Source organism: Chromobacterium sp. Rain0013 (assembly GCF_015291765.1).
Taxonomy (GTDB): Bacteria; Pseudomonadota; Gammaproteobacteria; order Burkholderiales; family Chromobacteriaceae; genus Chromobacterium; species Chromobacterium haemolyticum.
Window position 1 is genome coordinate 1597008 of sequence record NZ_CP031514.1, and the last position, 17324, is coordinate 1614331.

At 54.8% G+C, this 17324-nt stretch carries 16 protein-coding genes; 14 read left to right on the forward strand and 2 right to left on the reverse strand.

The genetic code is table 11. The annotated features are described in order from the left end of the window. The first annotated feature begins 13 nt into the window (after positions 1-13). The 13 genes from DXT74_RS07520 to DXT74_RS07580 all read left to right on the forward strand — a co-directional run bounded on the left by DXT74_RS07520 (position 14) and on the right by DXT74_RS07580 (position 14848). Positions 14-1270, forward strand: coding sequence for a class I SAM-dependent methyltransferase (locus DXT74_RS07520; RefSeq protein WP_081554794.1), 1257 nt, complete (start codon positions 14-16; stop codon positions 1268-1270). Next, entirely contained in the window at positions 1267-3270 is a 2004-nt protein-coding gene (locus tag DXT74_RS07525) for a methyltransferase domain-containing protein (protein WP_194427664.1), read from the forward strand. The genes DXT74_RS07520 and DXT74_RS07525 overlap by 4 nt, the downstream gene beginning before the upstream one ends. Positions 3271-3354: 84 nt before the next feature. Continuing rightward, a complete protein-coding gene (locus DXT74_RS07530) occupies positions 3355-7203 on the forward strand; it encodes a glycosyltransferase (protein WP_231138295.1) in 3849 nt (1282 codons plus the stop codon). A gap of 246 nt (positions 7204-7449) precedes the next feature. After that, positions 7450-8298 carry a flagellin gene (locus DXT74_RS07535; protein ID WP_043642098.1) on the forward strand — a complete coding sequence of 283 codons (849 nt, stop codon included), beginning with the start codon at positions 7450-7452 and terminating at the stop codon, positions 8296-8298. 185 nt (positions 8299-8483) lie between these two features. Next, positions 8484-9332: a flagellin gene (locus DXT74_RS07540; protein ID WP_043591108.1), complete on the forward strand. Its 849-nt coding sequence runs from the start codon at positions 8484-8486 to the stop codon at positions 9330-9332. A 77-nt stretch (positions 9333-9409) separates the two neighbouring features. Continuing rightward, positions 9410-9838 carry a flagellar protein FlaG gene (locus tag DXT74_RS07545; protein ID WP_043642102.1) on the forward strand — a complete coding sequence of 143 codons (429 nt, stop codon included), beginning with the start codon at positions 9410-9412 and terminating at the stop codon, positions 9836-9838. 43 nt (positions 9839-9881) lie between these two features. Beyond that, on the forward strand, positions 9882-11255 hold the full coding sequence (gene fliD, locus DXT74_RS07550) for a flagellar filament capping protein FliD (protein WP_043642294.1): 1374 nt from the start codon (positions 9882-9884) through the stop codon (positions 11253-11255). A 96-nt stretch (positions 11256-11351) separates the two neighbouring features. Continuing rightward, complete coding sequence (gene fliS / locus DXT74_RS07555; protein WP_019103817.1) at positions 11352-11762, forward strand: flagellar export chaperone FliS; 411 nt, start codon at positions 11352-11354, stop codon at positions 11760-11762. Beyond that, positions 11759-12088: a hypothetical protein gene (locus DXT74_RS07560; RefSeq protein WP_194427665.1), complete on the forward strand. Its 330-nt coding sequence runs from the start codon at positions 11759-11761 to the stop codon at positions 12086-12088. Before fliS ends, DXT74_RS07560 begins: the two co-directional genes overlap by 4 nt. 125 nt (positions 12089-12213) lie before the next feature. Next, on the forward strand, positions 12214-12567 hold the full coding sequence (locus DXT74_RS07565; protein WP_039756323.1) for a DUF2802 domain-containing protein: 354 nt from the start codon (positions 12214-12216) through the stop codon (positions 12565-12567). Then, the gene (locus tag DXT74_RS07570) at positions 12564-13577 is read left to right on the forward strand and encodes a flagellar hook-length control protein FliK (protein WP_194427666.1); all 1014 of its coding nucleotides are present in this window, start codon (positions 12564-12566) and stop codon (positions 13575-13577) included. The genes DXT74_RS07565 and DXT74_RS07570 overlap by 4 nt, the downstream gene beginning before the upstream one ends. Beyond that, the gene (locus DXT74_RS07575) at positions 13558-13899 is read left to right on the forward strand and encodes an EscU/YscU/HrcU family type III secretion system export apparatus switch protein (protein WP_019103813.1); all 342 of its coding nucleotides are present in this window, start codon (positions 13558-13560) and stop codon (positions 13897-13899) included. The genes DXT74_RS07570 and DXT74_RS07575 overlap by 20 nt, the downstream gene beginning before the upstream one ends. Before the next feature lie 82 nt (positions 13900-13981). After that, positions 13982-14848 (forward strand): NAD(P)-dependent oxidoreductase, encoded by an 867-nt coding sequence (locus DXT74_RS07580; protein WP_043642111.1) that lies wholly within the window; start codon positions 13982-13984, stop codon positions 14846-14848. 210 nt (positions 14849-15058) lie between these two features. Here the strand turns inward: DXT74_RS07580 and DXT74_RS07585 are convergent, their stop codons facing one another. Both DXT74_RS07585 and DXT74_RS07590 read right to left on the reverse strand, forming a co-directional pair. Beyond that, complete coding sequence (locus DXT74_RS07585) at positions 15059-15328, reverse strand: HU family DNA-binding protein (protein WP_019103810.1); 270 nt, start codon at positions 15326-15328, stop codon at positions 15059-15061. A gap of 64 nt (positions 15329-15392) precedes the next feature. Next, positions 15393-16259 (reverse strand): YicC/YloC family endoribonuclease, encoded by an 867-nt coding sequence (locus DXT74_RS07590; RefSeq protein WP_039756321.1) that lies wholly within the window; start codon positions 16257-16259, stop codon positions 15393-15395. A 107-nt stretch (positions 16260-16366) separates the two neighbouring features. On the opposite strand from DXT74_RS07590, the gene DXT74_RS07595 reads away from it, so the two are divergent. After that, on the forward strand, positions 16367-17317 hold the full coding sequence (locus tag DXT74_RS07595) for a serine/threonine-protein kinase (RefSeq protein ID WP_194427667.1): 951 nt from the start codon (positions 16367-16369) through the stop codon (positions 17315-17317). The last annotated feature ends 7 nt before the right edge of the window (positions 17318-17324 follow it).

Genomic DNA, 17324 nt, shown 5'->3' on the forward strand with positions numbered 1-17324 from the left:
CGAGGGCTATTAAATGAAAAACTCTGAACAAGACTTGATTCATTGGAAGACAGAGGCCTGGAAAGACCGGGATATGGTCAGGTGGTATTCGGGGCGCATGGATGAAAACACCGATACCAATCGACTGAAAAACATCATAGAGACCGAGCTATGTGAGCGTTTTCTTGCGGGCAGCGATGTGTTGGATGTAGGCATCGGCACGGGCCGTGCTTCGCTGCCTCTGATTGCCAAAGGTTTCAATTTGTCTGGCACTGATAGCTCGCAAGCCATGTTGGATGAGTGTAGAAGGCTAGCCGGCGGCGCTCCCATCGAACTGGTGCAAGGAGATGTGCAGGCCTTGCCTTTTCCTGATCAATGTTTTGACAGTTTGATCTCCTTGAATGTCATGACTCACTTTCCTCATGTTGAGAAAGTCTTGCATGAATGGAAGCGTGTGGTGCGCCCCGGGGGACGGTTGATCTTCGATATCTACTCACTAGATCATCTGAGCTTTGCGCGTCAAGCCGACGTGACTGTCGATGAACTGATGGCGCAGGGGGCTAGTGCGTTCAACATGCACCTTTCTGCCGAACGTTTATGTCTGGCGGCGAATGAAATTGGCTTGAAAGTTTTGGGAACAGTGCCGTATGGCAGCTTATTCAGCGGAGAGTATCATCATCCCGCCTTTCCCATGCCATTACAGCAAACGAATTGGTGGCGCCGTCAGTTGTCTTGGTTGGCGGCAGATTCGCACTTGCTTGAAATGTCCGTGTTTTTGGAGCGGGAGTGGTTTGGCTGCTTAAGCGGGATTACAACCGGTCGTTTCATGGTGGTGTTGGAAAACAGCGTGGATGTGGCAGCCAATCAACAGTGGCTTGAACAAGATGGGCAATTGAACAATTACTTGGTGGGAGAACAAGTACGGTTGGATGATTTGGCTCCTTGGCTTGGTATGGCTCCTGATGAGTGGAGAACCGCCTTCGATTTGCATTTGGATAGGGCTCGGAATCGAACCGTAGCTTATTTCCTGCTTTCCAGCTTCCTTGGAAGGACGAATGCGGTGGACTGGACAGATCTGGCTCCGCGTAATGGCGCGATCTTGCAGCGATGGAGCGATGCGGAAACCATTGATCGCGATTTGCAGGGTTTTGTCCGTTCCTGGCATCAAGACGTCAAGACGCAGCACTTGTGCCAAGTGAATGAGGTAGATCTTGCGAGTGCTCTTGAATATCGCTTACAGCGCCGCTTGGTGACTGAGTTGGTTTCGGCAGGGAATGGAGCCCAAGAATGAAAACGGTTGCTCTTATATATGCGTTGTGGGAAAAGAACCTGGCTGTTTTGCAGCATTATCTGCAAGGTAAAAAGCGAACGGTGCTTGTTCCTGAGTACTTTGCTACCGAGGCGGTCAGGAAGGTGGTGGAAGCCTCCGGTTGTGAACTGAGGCCGTTTGTTATCGGTGGTGCAAGCAGCCGCGATGCTTTGGTGTCCCCGCTACTCAAGGCCTTGCAAGCAGAGTCTGTTGATAGCGCCGATGAATCGACTGGACATTCGGTTGCGGTGATGAATTTGCTTGCTAGCGAGATTCGTGAAGAGCTGCCAATTGCACATGGCCTTTTTAGTACTTTGGAGGCCTTGGCAGAAGAGCATGATATCGAAATAACACTGATTAACGAGGATGCCTTGCGTGATGGCAAGGTGCTGGCCTTATGGTCTCGGCACCGTGAAATTCCCGTGCTGCAATTGGCGCATGGAACGGGTATCGGTCGTAATTATATTGGTGAAGTCAACTCCTCCGACTTTATCGCGGTATCTAGTCAGCGAAGTGCGGAGTACTTCATTGATCAGGGCATTGCTCCGCAGCAGATCCATGTGGTGGGTAATCCTTGCTGGGATATTCTTCCCGCAATGAAAATGAGCCGGCATGCGATTCGACAGCGACTGGCTGATGCTTATGACCTGCCGTTGGATGGATTTTGGCTTGTCTGGGGATCGACATGGAATGCACAGCTTAGCGCGCTGGATAACCGTGATTATATCGAGCAAATGCTGCAGGCTTGCCAGTCGATCCAGGCTTTGAGTCAGCAGGGGCTTAGTCAGGTTCGTTTGATTTATAAAGATCGGCCGACGCCAGATATCCCTATTGAGCAGATGAGGGATGGCTTTCAGGCGATTGCCAAAGCGCTGGGGGTTGAGGATCTTGTCAGGTATGCGGTGGATGATGCTCGGCATTGGGCGGCATGTGGCGACACCGTCGTATCCTATGACTCTAATATGGCGATTGAAGCGCTGTTAGTTGATGTGCCTGCGATTAATCTGACGAGTGATTTTGGCTGCATTGCCGGTGGTGGCTACGGAGCGAGCGATGGGGTTATTGTGCTGGAACCTTCGGAGCTGGCACAGGTTTTAGGAGCATTGTGCCGCGATGAGGGCTTCCGGAGCGAGGTGGCCGCTGTGGCGGCAACTCGAAAAGGATTTTTTAACTTCGGCAATGATGATAAGGCGGCCAATCGAGTCGCTGAATTAATTGAGCAGCTGTCTAAAAAATTTACAGACCGTCCTGATGTCTATGTATGGCAACAGTATCTGGATGTGGAGTCCATGGATGTCACGGCTGGTTACCATACCACTGGGCGACGGGACCTGGTCAATATGTTTAGGAATCGTCCCAAATTGCTGCTGGATATCGGTTGTGCAGGTGGAGGCAATGGCGCTCTGGTCAAAGAGCGTTTTCCCCTGTGTCAGGTGTGGGGCATCGAAACCAATAAAGCGGCAGCGAACTTGGCAAGTCAGAGATTGGATAAAGTCTTGGTGGGCATGTTTGAGGATTTTGACCTCGAGGCTGAGGGGATGGCTAAAGGCAGCCTGGATGGGGTGATTTTGGCCGATGTGCTTGAACATATGTACAACCCTTGGAAAGTGATGACTTCCTTGAGGGACTATTTGTCGGCGCACGCCCAGGTTTTGATCAGCATTCCCAATGTGCGTAATCTGGTATTAATAGATGACCAGGTGAAGGGGAACTGGACTTATGCCCGAGAAGGTTTATTGGATATTACTCATATCCGGTTTTTTACAGAAAAAGAAATTTTGAGGTTTTGCCGAGAAACCGGATATAAGGTTGTACAAAAATTGCGAGCAATGGATGGCCGTTTGTTGCCACTTTTTGAAAAGGCTCGTGACTCGCTGCCATGCAATATTGAGACTGATCGTATGATTATCAAAAATGTCTCATTGGATGAGATGGAAGAGATGTGCGCTTTGCAATTTTATTTATTGCTTGAAAAGGCATGATCTTGGGCATGGTCCGGCTCCCCATCGGTAATGACTCGGATCAATGATTGAATTAGTCATTCTAACAAAGTTAAGCTCGCCATTATGCAAAAACGTAATCCTAGAGTAGGCGTTTTGTCTCGAGATCACTTCGATCATGCTTGCTTTAAGCTAAGATTGGGGGATCCCTTATCCTTATTGGCAGGGGTTGTCGATACTTTTTTTTACAAAAATATCGAGTCCCATCGCTTGCTTGGGGATTATGCGTTTGAAAATGATGATGACTTTGTGCGAGCCATGGATATTTTTCTGGTTCAGCGCGGATTTGTCGATGAGAGCTACAAGGCACTGATACTTGCCATTGTGGATGCTGGGAAGCCAATTATATTCGACATCGATGATTGGTTATGGGGTATGCCTCGCAGTAATCCAATGTTTGACGACTTTGCCAAGCTGAATGAATTTATTCTATGGTTGTTGCCTTATTGCCAGCTGGTGACTACAAGTACAGAGAGCCTGGCGGAAAAAGTAAGGCCGCTTAATCCAAACGTGGTGGTGGTTCCAAATGCGATTAGCCAGCACCGCATATTGGAGGTTGTGCCGAGAGAGCCTCAGGTCGTTATTGGCTTTGCCGGTACCAGTACGCATAGCCGCGATGTTGATATGATCGCGCCGGCATTGCTGCGGGTTTATCATGAGTACGCCGATTCAGTGAAGTTTGTGTTTTGGGGTAATGTGCCTCGTGGCATGGTCGGTTTAAAAGGTGTACGTCAAGGCCCGGGTGGTGTGATGTACCATGATTATTTCAAGACCTTGGCTAGCCTGAAGTTAGATATTTGTCTTGCGCCACTGGAAGATGAGGATTTTAATAATTGCAAATCGGATATTAAGTGGCTGGATTATTCGGTTACGGGAGGGGCTTGCATTGTTTCTGACTCTCCTCCTTACCAAGAATTAAAAGACAGCAAGCTTGCCTTGGTAGTGAAAAACAGCACGGAGGCCTGGTACGACGCGATTGTGACGCTGATTGAAGATGAAGCGTTGCGTAAAAGCTTGGCTTCTAATGCAAGGCAACATGTATTGTCCGAACGGACACTTGAGGTTTTGTTGCCGAAGTTTATCGAGGTCTGGAATCGATTTTTGCCAAGTGAGCTACAAATTAAGCTACCCAAGGTCTTGGGCAAGCCGATCTTGGAGGCATCTTGTGTAGAAGATACGAGTGAAAGCCTGTATTACAAGCGATGGAAAGATAGGCACCAGCTTCGTGAGGTACATGCTGAGCTTCTGGCCGAGCGTATGATGATGGTCTGGGATCGGCGACCGGTATTTAATTTGATCGTATTGTCTCCCGAGCGTGATAAGAAGAGACTGGTGGAATCCTTAGCGGCAATGGAAAAGCAGTTGTATCCCCATTGGCGTTTATTGGTTGTCGCCGACTGGGATATGCCTGATCCCGTATTTGAGTCTAGCCCTCAGCTAGGTTGGATTCGTTTAAAAGATCTGGATGATGCCGAAACCCTTGCAAAGACGTTAAATGATATAGTAGCGGAGGTGTTCGCTGACTGGATGATGGTGCTTCCAGCTGGTTTCCGGCTGGCGCCTAATGCTTTGGTCCGCATGGGTGATGCTGCTTTTTCTCACCCGGAATGGTCGGCAATTTATACTGATAGTGATGTGGTTTCACCAATTGGCGAGTACTTTTTGCCCAATTTCCGGCCTGATTTTTCGCCCGAGTATTTGCGGTCAATGGATTATGTTGGATCCGCAGTAGCGTTTTCTCATTCGGCTTTGGTTGCCATTAATGGGTTTGATGCCTATCCCTCCGCCTATCAATATGATGCCTTATTGAGAGTGTTTGAGCAAAAAGGAGCTCGCAGCATAGGCCATATTGACGATATGTTGGTCTCGTTCCCTTACACCAAAGCTAATAATAGCCCGGTAGCGATTGCCTCTCGTAAAGTCGCCTTGGAAAATCACGCTCGCAGGCTAGATCTACTCGTTGATGTGGATGATGGGTATGTCCACGGCACGCATCACTTTAATATTCGCTTGCAAGAGTCTCCCTTGGTGTCGGTGGTGATTCCCACTCGTGACAAACTGGAGTTTTTGGAGCCATGCGTTGAAAGTTTGTTTGAAAAAACGGTATATCAAAACTTTGAACTACTGATTGTTGATAATCGGTCAGAACAGCCTGAAACGGCTGAGTATTATCAGTTGTTGGCTGAAAAATATCCTGGGCGGGTCAAAATTGTTGAATATAATGCGCCCTTTAATTTTTCCGCCCAATGTAATTTGGGTGTGGCGCATGCCGCTGGTGATTACATATTGTTACTCAATAATGACACCGAAGTTATTTTGGGCTCTTGGCTGGAACGGCTGCTTGCCTCTGCTCTGCAAGAGGGAGTGGGTGCTGTTGGCGCTCGCTTGCTGTATCCAGAGGTTGGGCAAATTCAGCATGCCGGCATTGTTTTAGGTTTGCCTGGCGGGATGAGATCAGTTGCGGACCATGTGTTTGAGCCAAACGATATTTCTGACCCTGGCTATATGAACCGAATTTTGACTATGCAGAATTATTCTGCGGTCACTGGGGCATGTTTGCTGGTGAATAAACAGATTTATCAGGCCGTGGGTGGTTTGGATGAAGAACGTTTCAAAGTCTGCTTCAACGATGTCGATTTTTGTCTGAAGATCCAAGCGGCAGGTTTCAGAAATATCTACAACCCTTTCGTTGTGCTCTATCATCACCATGCAAAAAGCATTGGGCGCAATACTTCTGATCCGCGTATTGCGTTGGAGGCCGCCGTCAGAGAGTACAATGAAATGGAGTCGGTGCTGCGGACATGGATGCCGGTGTTGCGTAGGGATCCAGCTTTCAACCGCCATTTGTCGCTGCGTGGACGCCGGATGGAGGTGGAGTGGCAGCGCAGCGTGTCGTGGGATCCGGATCTCCCAGGAAGAAAGCGTGTGTTGGGAATGCCGGTTCCTGGGGGGAGCGGTGAGTACCGATTGAGCATGCCGCTGTCGGTGCTCCAAGAGAAAGGCCGCTTGGATGGAGAGATCCATCAACCTACGCAGGGCGTTTTATCGATCATCGAAATGGCGCGGCATGCGCCTGATACCTTGTTGCTGCATACCGGCATTAATGACGGCATCTATGACGCGCTGGCGGCCTACCGGGAGTTCATTCCGGACATGAGGGTGGTTTTCGGTATTGACGACTTGATTGGCGGCACGCCGGTGAAAAGTAATTTGTACGATCATTGGAAGCGTTTGTATCCAGATGCCAAGCAGCGTTTGCGCAAGGCGCTGAAGTTGAGCGATGCGCTGGTTGTGTCCACGGAGCCGTTGGCTGAATTCGCCAAAGGCATGATTGATGAGATCGTGGTGATTCCCAATCGTTTGCGCAAAAGCACATGGGGCAAGCTGCGGTCGCAGCGGGGCACAAGCCCCAAGCCACGGGTTGGCTGGGTGGGCGCCTCGCAGCACCGCGGTGATCTTGAACTGCTGTTGGAGGTGATCAAGAAAACCGCAGCCGAAGTTGACTGGGTGTTTATGGGCATGTGCCTGCCTCAGTTTCGTCCTTTTGTCGCCGAAGTGCATCATTCGGTGCCATTCGATCAGTATCCGGAGGCCATTGCCAGGCTGAATCTGGATCTGGCCGTGGCCCCATTGGAGTTGAATGCTTTCAATGAGGCAAAGAGCAATCTGCGTTTACTTGAGTACGGGGCTCTTGGCTGGCCTGTGGTGTGCACGGATATTTATCCTTACCAGACCAATGGGGCGCCGGTTTGCCGGGTTCCCAATGAGGTTGCCGCTTGGGTGGAGGCCATCCGTGGCCGGGTACACGATTTGGCGGCGATGGAGCGTGAGGGGGCGCAGTTGCGGGCCTGGGTGGATCAGCATTACTGGCTGGAGGACTATCATGAAGATTGGTTCCAAGTGCTCCATGGTTGAGCGCTGATTTAGGAGGTCATAGAACAGCCCCGCAGCTTAAGCTGCGGGGCTTTTGATTTTGGTCGCCGGATTGAGGGGGAGGGGTCATGCCCGAAATGGCGTTGCAATGGATGGCGCGTTTGTTGAACGGCTTTGTTTGGTAAAAATACCATTTTGGTCAAGTTTATTAACCTTTAGACGATCTACTTAGTACGCTGCGCAACTCACGGAATCCCGCTGCCGCAGATCGATTTCAAGGGGAATAACATGGCTATTACAGTAAACACCAACATCGCGTCGCTGAATGCGCAGCGCAACCTCAACCATTCCAGCAACTCTTTGCAGGTATCCTTGCAAAGGCTTTCTTCCGGCTTGCGCGTCAACAGCGCTAAAGACGATGCCGCTGGTCTGGCCATCTCCCAGACCCTGACTTCCGCCATTCGCGGTAACAACCAGGCGATCAAGAACGCCAACGACGGCATCTCGGTTGGTCAGACGGCTGAAGGTGCCTTGGGCCAACTGGCCAACAATATGCAGCGTATCCGTGAAATTGCGGTACAGGCATCCAACGGCTCAGTCAGCAACACCAACCGTTCGCAGCTGCAAAGCGAAGTGGACCAACTGACTCAGGAAATCTCGCGTATCGTGCAAACCACTCAGTTCAACGGCACTAGCCTGTTGTCCGGTGGTTCGGTGCTGACTTTCCAGGTTGGTTCTTCCGGCGCGGCAACAAACCAGGTGTCGATCTCCTCCACTGACTTGACCTCTGCCGGCACGCTGAACACCTATAGTTCCAGCTTGAGCAATACAGGTACTATTAATGTAACAACTCAGGGCGCTGCTTCCGCTGCTTTGTCGGCACTAGATACGGATATTGCGCAGATATCGAATATCCGCTCGACTTTTGGCGCGGTACAGAACCGTTTTGACGCGGTAGTCAACAATCTGCAGAACTACACTGAAAATCTGACTGCGGCTAACAGCCGTATCATCGATGTGGATTTTGCGGCGGAAACCGCCAACCTGACCAAGAACCAGATTCTGCAACAGGCTGGCACTTCAATTCTGAAAAACGCCAACTCGCTGCCGCAATCGGCTCTGACCCTGCTGCAGTAAGCTTTGGATAAACGGGCTCTGGCTGATTTGGGCTAGGGCTCGTTCACCGAGGAACTGGGTCCTAGGCGGGGGGCGATGCAGAGGTGTCGGTAAAATTCACGTTCTGGCTGTAAAGTTTATTGCAGCGTTGACGATATGGTGAGTAAGCAAGTCGCTTTGCCCAACTGTATCTCAGGAGAACTAACATGGCTATTACCGTCAACACCAACATTGCTTCGCTGAATGCGCAGCGCAACCTTGGCAACTCGAACAACGCGTTGCAGGTCTCTTTGCAGCGCTTGTCTTCCGGTCTGCGCGTTAACAGCGCCAAGGATGACGCCGCAGGCCTGGCTATTTCCCAGACCCTGACTGCCGCCATCCGTGGTAACAACCAGTCGATCAAGAACGCCAACGACGGCATCTCTGTCGGGCAGACGGCTGAAGGCGCGTTGGGCCAGATTGCAAACAACCTGCAGCGTATCCGCGAAATCGCGGTGCAGGCCGCCAACGGCTCTGTGAGCAACACCAACCGTTCGCAGCTGCAAAGCGAAGTGGACCAGCTGACCCAGGAAATCTCGCGTATCGTGCAAACCACTCAGTTCAACGGCACTAGCCTGTTGTCTGGTGGCTCGGTGCTGACCTTCCAGGTAGGCTCGTCCGGCGCGACCAACAACCAAGTTTCCATTTCGTCGACTGACCTGACTTCCGCCGGCGTTTTGAATAGCTACAACTCGAGCTTGACCAACACGGGCACAGTGAGTGTGACCACTCAGGGTGCTGCATCCGGTGCGCTGTCGTCGCTGGATGCCGACATTGCTTCGATCTCGAATATCCGGTCGACCTTTGGTGCGGTACAGAACCGTTTCGACGCGGTAGTGGCCAACTTGCAGAACTACGTGGAAAACCTGACAGCGGCCAACAGCCGCATCGTGGATGTGGACTTCGCGGCGGAAACTGCTAACCTGACCAAGAACCAGATTTTGCAACAGGCAGGCACTTCGATTCTGAAGAACGCCAACTCGCTGCCGCAGTCGGCACTGACCCTGCTGCAATAAGTCTAGAATGATGGTATGAGCCAGCGGCGGCTCCGGTTGGTTGGGCAACCGGAGTTGCGCGCGTCAGGAGAGTTGCCATGCAAATACCTTCTTTACAATCACTGCCGATTGCCAACGCGGGCGCTTCTGCGCCGCGGCAGCAAACGGTGGAACTGGCGCAGAGTGGGCAAGGGGCCGATAAGGCTGCTTCCGCCTTGCCGGATAATGCTCAGGCTGTCGCCGCCGCTGGGCAGGCGCAGCAGCAGCAAGCGCAGAACACCGCGGCCAAGGAAAAACCATCGGTTACCGAGCAGCTGCAGTCGTCGTTGAAGCAGTTGAATAGTGTGGCCTCGCTGTACAATAACCAACTGGAGTTTTCGGTGGACAAGGACACGGATCTTCAGGTGGTGAAAGTCGTGGACAAGGAAACTCAGAAGGTAATCCGGCAGATACCTTCCGAGGATGCAATCCGGATTGCCAAGGCGATCGGCGACTTCAAGGGCATGTTGCTGAAGGACAAGGCTTGAGTTCCGGGAGCGGCTCAACGAATACACATAAAGGGTGATGAACATGGCAGGGATAACAACATCGGTCGGCTCGCTCGACGTCCAAACCATCGTAAGCCAACTGATGGCGATCGATTCCCGGCCATTGGTCGCCAGTCAGAAGAAACTGGAGGGCTATAACACCCAGCTGAGCGATCTTGGCAAGATCGGTTCCGCACTCTCTGCGCTGCAAAGCGCAATCACCAGCTTGTCGTCGGGATCGTTCTTGCAAGCGTTCAAGGTGTCCTCCAGCGACACCTCGGTAGCGGGAGTCAGCACCACCTCCGGTGGCGTGAATGGCACTTATGTCGTCAACGTAGCCAAACTGGCGACCTCTCGGCAATTGGTGTTTGACCAGTTCAACGGCGCCGATATCAAAGATGCGAAAACGGAAATCACCGGCGCGCCCAGTGAACTGAAGTTCACCATCAATGGCAAAGAACAGACGGTCAAGCTCAAGGATAATCCGGGCGATAAAGTCACCTTGCAGTCCATTTCAGACAAGATCAACGCCGAGGGCATGGGGGTTAACGCCTCTGTGGTTAAAAACGGCGATAACTATAAGCTGGTGGTGGCGTCGACCGCGTCCGGCACCGACAATAAATTCACCATTAGCGCTGGGGGCACCGATTCGGGTTCAACCAGCGGTTCGACGCTGGCGGGTTTGACGCAAAGTTCGACTGCCGCTAATGAGTCCAAGGACGCTGGCAATGCTGACTTGACCGTGAACGGCGTTCAGGTGTCTTCCGGTAGTAATAAAGTTAGCAATGCGATTCCAGGGGTTGACCTGGATCTGTACAAAGGCGGGGCAGGCGTTTCCACTACGGTGACGCTGAATCAGGACACCGCGGGGATCGGTAAGAATCTACAAAGTTTTGTCGACGCGTATAATCAAGTGCTGAGCTCGATCAAAGACGCGCGTGGCGGCAGCATGAAGGGCAATGCTTCGGTTTTGTCGATTCAGCAAAAACTACAGGATGTGTTGACCAAGTCTATCCCCGGAGTCGATCCGGTGAACTCCTATGCATACCTGTCCCAGGTTGGGATTGCCATTCAAAAGGACGGTACTCTCAAGCTGGATCAGACCAAGTTCAATGATGCTCTGAAAAAAGATCCGACCGCAGTCAAAAATCTATTCGGAAATACCAGCACTACCGGGATTGCGCAGTTGTTGAATAGAGAAATCAATAGCCTGCTAGGTCCCACCGGAGTCGTGGAAAGCAGCAAGACTTCTATCAATACGCGCATTAGTACCGAGAAAGCTTCACAAGACGCGTTGACTGCCCGGCTGGCTGCGCGGCAGAAACAATATATCCAGCAATACACCGCACTGAACTCGACATTATCTAAAATGACCGCCGCCACCAATAATCTTAGCGGTTTGATGTCTCAAGTATGAATTTGGTCTCTCGTCATGACTTTACGCTGAGGTCGGATAGGGCTGAACCGCCCCCGACTTGGCATTGCCGGTGGTAACACTATGCTGAACTCCAGAATGTTGAAGCAATTCAACAAGGCTTATGAAAACGACGCCTTGAAGGCCGCGGTATACGGCGCCAGCCCGATCGGGATCGTGGTCATGCTGTACGAAGGCGCGATCAAGGCGATCATGACCGCTAGTATTGCGATCGAAGCTCAGCGCTTTGACGAAAAGGCACGCATGATTTCGAAGGCAATGGACATCATCGAAGGCCTGCGCATCGCTTTGGATGTCGAGGCAGGCAGCGAGGCAGCCGTCAATCTGAACGAGCTCTACCTCTATATGAAGACGCGTTTGGGGCGGGCTAGCCTTAAGAACGATCTGGAAATCCTGGCTGAGGTACGTGGGTTGTTGGAAACCATTCTTCCCGCCTGGCAGCAGGTGGATCGTAGCCAGCCCGCGGCCAGCGCGGCGGCGGGCGCATGAAGGTGACGACGCGCGCGACTGCCTTGGTTCAACTGGTGGAGGAACTTGAGGCCTTGACGCCCCAGGTGTCCGCTGCGGTGTCCGCCAAGGACTACGAGCGTTTCAGTGCCTTGCAGGCGCAGCAGGAAAAGCTGATGTCCCGGCTGCTGACTTCGCTCACCCAGGAGGCGCTGTCAGGCCTGGAGGGCGCTCAGCACGACAGGCTGCGCGAACTGGTGCGGCGGCGCGAGGCCATCCAGGCCGATCTGGCGCAATGGTCGGAGGCGCTTCGCTCGGAACTGGTGCTGATCAATCAGAATTCCCGGGTGCTCAAACACTATCGTTGACCGCAAGCCGCCGGGATCGCCCAGCCGGGACGGCGGGGGTGATTTGATGGCGGGTTGGCCTTGGGTTGTTGGAGGTTTCGCCATAAAATTAAGTCACGGCGGAAACTCTTCCATGGGGAACCAAGATGTCCGGCACCTTTTTCCCATACCTGATGGTTGTGCTCTGGCTGATGCTGGCCATGGCAGTGGCCTATGTTTACTGGCGCGTGCTGCGCCTGGAAACCAAACGCGACAGCTTGACCACTATGTATCTCGACCAGCAGCAACAGCAGATCAGCGCTATGCAGCGGGATATGTCGCGCCTATTGTCCCGCATGGAGCAGCAGGCGCACGGGGATGTCGGGCTCAGCCCTTACAACCAGGCTATCGAGATGATTCGCCAGGGCCTGACGGCTTCCGAAGTGGCCTCCCGCTGCGGCATCTCCCGCAGCGAGGCCGAGTTGATCGTTTCCCTGTACCGAAATAGTCCCACCTCATGATTCCGTCGATCAATACCGGCGTCTTGCCGGCGCAGCAGATCAACTCCTCGCAGTTGTTGGGCGAGGGAGCCAAGCTGTTGCTGGAAACCGCGACGCTGCCCAGCCGCTTGCCGACGCTGTTGCTGGGCGAGCAGGTGACCGCGCGCATAGCGGATCGGCTGGACAATAACCAGCTGGCGGTATTGATCAAGAATGCGCTGTTTACTCTGAATCTGCCTCAGGGGGCGACGGTCAGCGGGGATACCTTGCAGCTGAAGGTTGCGTCGTTGCAGCCGGCGCTGACCTTCTTATTGCAGGATGGCAGCAAGGAAAGCGCTGAGCAAAGCAAGAGCAGCTCGGTGCAAGTGGCCTTGAGCCCGGCTTCCCGCTATCTGACGCATCTGTTGTCCACCCAGACCAGCGACGCCGGCAAGCCGGTGCTGGTCAATGCGGCACAGCAGCCGCCGCCCAAGGTGGCTGAGGATTTGCAGCAGGGTGTGGCCAAGAGCGGCTTGTTTTATGAGTCTCATCTGAAGGACTTCGCCGACGGCCGCACCAGTCTGGCCGAAATCAAGCAGGAACCGCAAGCCAAAATGAGCCAGACGCTGGCAAGCGCCGAGCACGCCGCGGCTAGCGTGCGGCCGCAGGCTCAGGAACTGGGCAATCTGGTGCAAAGACAGCTCAATGGCTTGGAAAACCAGCAGCTGCAGTTTCAAGGGATGGCTTGGCCCGGCCAGCCGATGCAAATGGTGATTGAGCAGGAAAAGGCCGAGGCCGACCGGGAGGGCAATGGCCAGCAGGAGATGCAGGCCTGGTCCACCAATCTATCCTTGAACCTGCCGGCCTTGGGCGGCATGGCGGCGCGCATCCGTCTGGTGGGCCAGACGGTGCAGGTGTCTTTTGCCGCCGAAGACGAGCAGGCGGGACAGCTGATCACTCAAAACGCCAGCCGGCTGGAGGCGGGCTTGGCCTCGGCCGGCCTGGCCCTGGCTAGCTTGGTGGTGAAGGACGATGGCGCGGCCGCCGAGTGAGGACAAGCGCCGCTCGGCGGTGGCTTTGTCTTACCAGGAGGGCCACCGCTCTCCCAAGGTCGTCGCCAAGGGCTACGGCGAGCTGGCCGAGCGCATCATTGACCGCGCCCGGGAAGCCGGCGTGTTCGTCCATGATTCCCCGGAGCTGGTGTCCTTGCTGATGCAGGTGGACCTGGATAAGAACATCCCGCCGGAACTCTACCGCGCGGTAGCCGAGGTGCTGGCCTTCGTCTATTTTCTGGAGCATCACGCCTCCGGCAAGGATTATGAGTTCGAGGCCTGGTTGGGCGGGCGGAAGCCGGCACCCTTGCCCGAGCCCTGATTTCCCTCCGCCGCGCGCTGGCGTTGCGGCGCGCTTCCCCTTATCCTCGATGAATGTCGTCGTTTTCATCGTGGAGTCGCAAATGAAAGTCGGTTATATCGGTCTGGGCATCATGGGCCGTCCCTGTGTATTGAATCTGCTGAAGGCGGGCCATCAGGTGGCGGTGTGGGCGCGCAGCCGCGAACGGGCGGAGGATGTGTTGCAGGCCGGTGCCAGTTGGGCGGCCAGCCCGGCCGCGCTGGCAGGCCAGGTTGAGCTGTTGATCACCAATGTGTCGGATACCGCGGATGTTGAGCAGGTGTTGCTGGGCGAGGAAGGCGCGGTTCACGGAGCCGGCGCGGGCCTGGTATGCGCCGATATGAGCACCATCGCACCCAATGGCGCGCGCCGCATTGCGGAAAAGTTGGCGTCTTTCGGCGTGGACTTCCTGGACTGCCCGGTTTCCGGAGGCGAGGTGGGCGCTGTCAACGGCACGCTGACCATCATGGTTGGCGGCAAGGCGGAAGCCTTGGAGCGGGCGCGGCCGGCCTTGCAGGCCATGGGGCAAACCATCACCCATATCGGCGCCAGCGGCGCCGGTCAGGTGGCCAAGGCCTGCAATCAGATCGCGGTCGGCGTCGGGGTTGCCGCGGTGGCGGAAATCATGAAGCTGGCCCAGGCCTGCAATGTTGATCCCGCGCCGGTACGAGCGGCCTTGCTGGGCGGTTTTGCGCAGAGCAAAGTGCTAGATATCCACGGCCAGCGGATGATAGATGACAATTACGCGCCAGGCTTCAAGGCTAAGTTGCACGCCAAGGACATGCGCATCGTGCTGGAGACGGCGCGCGAGCAGGGCATCCGTTTGCCGGAAGCCGAACGGGTATCGGGCCTGATCGATCAGCTCGTGGCCGAGGGCGAGGGCGAGTTGGATTCGTCGGCGATCGCCAGGCTGATCTGGCGGCAGAACTGAGCCGGCGGAAAAGAGTCTGTTCCCGATCTCGCGAGCACGAGCGAGACAAGGCGAAAACAAGCAAAAAAGCGGAATGGTCGAGGGGGACATGAGCGTTTTGAGCTTGTTTTCGCCGTATCGACGCAGCGCGGCAGATCGGGAACAGGTGCTTAATAAAACGGCGAGGCTCAGCCTCGCCGTTTTCGAACAGCGGTGAGAGCTGAGAACGCTTCAGGCGACTTTGTCCTTCAACTGCTTGCTGGGCAGAAACACCACTTTACGCTTGGCGGCGATCTCGATGGTTTCGCCGGTCTTGGGGTTGCGGCCGGTTCGCGCGGCGCTTTCCTTGACTTTGTATTTACCCACCACGGTGGTGATTTCATCGCCCTTGGCCAACGCGTTTTGCAGCACTTCGTCAAAAGCGCCCAATACGCGGAGCACGTCGGCCTTGCTCAGGCCGGATGTTTCCGCCAATGCCGCGATCAGTTCTGCTTTGGTCATGTCTTGGTCTTTCCCTAAGGTCTAGGAACGCTTGCCGCGGCGGCTTTGGCCGCCGGTGCCGTGCTTACTCGATATTCTGGATCTGCTCGCGCATCTGTTCGATCAGGACTTTCAGCTCCACCGAGGCTTGGGTGGTTTCGGTGGATACCGATTTGGACCCAAGGGTGTTGGCTTCGCGGTTCAGTTCCTGCATCAGGAAGTCCAGGCGCTTGCCGGATTGGCCGCCGGCCTTCAGGATGCGGCGCACTTCGCTCAGATGGGTGCTGAGGCGGGCCAGTTCTTCGTCTACGTCTATCTTCTGCGCGAACAGCGCGAATTCCTGCTTCAGCCGGTCTTCGTCGATATTGCCCAGCGCTTCTTGCAGGCGGCTGGACAGTTTGGACATATGAGCGTCCAGAATGGCCGGCAGCTTGGGTTTGATGGCGACGACGATGGCTTCCATGCCGGCGATGCGCTCCTCCAGCACCACCTTGAGCTTTTCGCCTTCGCGGCTACGCGAGGCGTTGAAGTCCTTCAAGGCCACGGTCAGGCTTTCCGTGCACAGTTGTTGCAGCACTTCCGGCGCCAGTTCGTTGGTTTTCATCACGCCGGGCCAGCGCATCAGTTCGCCCACGGACAGGCCGCGGTTTTCCCCCGCCTGCTCACGCACCTGCTGGGAGACTTCGATCAGGCGCTGCAGAACGCTCTGGTTCAGTTCCAGCGTCGGCACGGCGCTGTCCACCTGATTGATGCCGACGCGGCATTCCAGCTTGCCGCGGCTGACTTTGGCGGAAATCAGTTCGCGCAGTTGCGGTTCGATCACGCGCAGCTCTTCCGGCAAACGCATTTGCAGATCAAGGTAGCGGTGGTTGACCGAGCGAATTTCTAGGCTAAGCAAGCCGCCGGGAAATTCCCTGCTGGTTGCGGCAAAGCCTGTCATACTTAAAATCATCAGACACCCCCTTAGATGAGCGGATTGTTTACATTCTCAAGGCTGGGCCCGAATTGCTTTGCTAAGCTCAATCCAAGGCCTGTGGACACTATAACAACTGACATCCCATGACTCAATCGAACCAGCAGACAGCCCTGCCGGCCGGCTCCCGGCTGGGGGAGTACACGATTGTCCGCCAACTCTCAGTGGGCGGCTTCAGCGTGGTCTATCTGGCCTTGGACGATCAGGACAATAAGTTCGCGATCAAAGAGTACCTGCCGCGCAATTTGGCGCTGCGGGACGAGGATGGCCACGTGACGGTGCCGCACGAACTGGATCGGGAGGCTTTCAACCTGGGCTTGAAGTGTTTCTTTGAGGAAGGGCGGATTCTCTCCGGCATTTCCCACCCCACCGTGGTGCGCGTGATTAATTTCTTCCGCGCTAATCAGACGGTTTATATGGTGATGGAATACGCGGACGGCCGTTCGCTGGTGCGCGAGCTGGAACTCGCTGGTGGCCGGCTGGAGGAACGACGCTTGCGCAAATGGTTCGCCGCGCTGTTGTCCGGGCTGCGCGAAGTTCATCTGCAGCGTTTGCTGCACCTGGACATCAAGCCGGCCAATATCTATGTGCGCCGCAACGGCGCGCCGCTATTGCTGGATTTCGGCGCGGCCAGGCAGACGCTGTCTCGCCGCGACAAACATTTCGCCTCGATGTACACCCCCGGTTTCGCCGCGCCCGAGCAGTATGAGAAAGACGCGCCGCTTGGGCCCTGGACCGACATCTACGCCTTGGGGGCCTGTCTTTACGCCTGCATAGGCGGCGGTACGCCGCAGATTTCCAAGGAACGCAAGGAAAGCGACAGGCTGACGCCGGCGAGCAAGGCGTTTCGTCATTTGTATTCCCGCGAGTTGCTGGAGTTGACCGACCAGTGCCTGGCGCTGTCTCCGGAAGAGAGGCCGGCCACGGTGCCGGAGCTGCAAAAGCGTCTGATGGCTGAGGAGTACAGTCAGCCGGAAGAGTTGGCGGGCAGCAAGTGGGTGGGATGGATAAAAAATCTGACTGGCGGACGCTCATGATGAGGGG

Coding starts and splice junctions, on each gene's coding strand:
- DXT74_RS07520 (WP_081554794.1), top strand. CDS start 14: ATGAAAAACTCTGAACAAGACTTGATTCATTGGAAGACAGAGGCCTGG.
- DXT74_RS07525 (WP_194427664.1), top strand. CDS start 1,267: ATGAAAACGGTTGCTCTTATATATGCGTTGTGGGAAAAGAACCTGGCT.
- DXT74_RS07530 (WP_231138295.1), top strand. CDS start 3,355: ATGCAAAAACGTAATCCTAGAGTAGGCGTTTTGTCTCGAGATCACTTC.
- DXT74_RS07535 (WP_043642098.1), top strand. CDS start 7,450: ATGGCTATTACAGTAAACACCAACATCGCGTCGCTGAATGCGCAGCGC.
- DXT74_RS07540 (WP_043591108.1), top strand. CDS start 8,484: ATGGCTATTACCGTCAACACCAACATTGCTTCGCTGAATGCGCAGCGC.
- DXT74_RS07545 (WP_043642102.1), top strand. CDS start 9,410: ATGCAAATACCTTCTTTACAATCACTGCCGATTGCCAACGCGGGCGCT.
- fliD (WP_043642294.1), top strand. CDS start 9,882: ATGGCAGGGATAACAACATCGGTCGGCTCGCTCGACGTCCAAACCATC.
- fliS (WP_019103817.1), top strand. CDS start 11,352: ATGTTGAAGCAATTCAACAAGGCTTATGAAAACGACGCCTTGAAGGCC.
- DXT74_RS07560 (WP_194427665.1), top strand. CDS start 11,759: ATGAAGGTGACGACGCGCGCGACTGCCTTGGTTCAACTGGTGGAGGAA.
- DXT74_RS07565 (WP_039756323.1), top strand. CDS start 12,214: ATGTCCGGCACCTTTTTCCCATACCTGATGGTTGTGCTCTGGCTGATG.
- DXT74_RS07570 (WP_194427666.1), top strand. CDS start 12,564: ATGATTCCGTCGATCAATACCGGCGTCTTGCCGGCGCAGCAGATCAAC.
- DXT74_RS07575 (WP_019103813.1), top strand. CDS start 13,558: ATGGCGCGGCCGCCGAGTGAGGACAAGCGCCGCTCGGCGGTGGCTTTG.
- DXT74_RS07580 (WP_043642111.1), top strand. CDS start 13,982: ATGAAAGTCGGTTATATCGGTCTGGGCATCATGGGCCGTCCCTGTGTA.
- DXT74_RS07585 (WP_019103810.1), bottom strand. CDS start 15,328: ATGACCAAAGCAGAACTGATCGCGGCATTGGCGGAAACATCCGGCCTG.
- DXT74_RS07590 (WP_039756321.1), bottom strand. CDS start 16,259: ATGATTTTAAGTATGACAGGCTTTGCCGCAACCAGCAGGGAATTTCCC.
- DXT74_RS07595 (WP_194427667.1), top strand. CDS start 16,367: ATGACTCAATCGAACCAGCAGACAGCCCTGCCGGCCGGCTCCCGGCTG.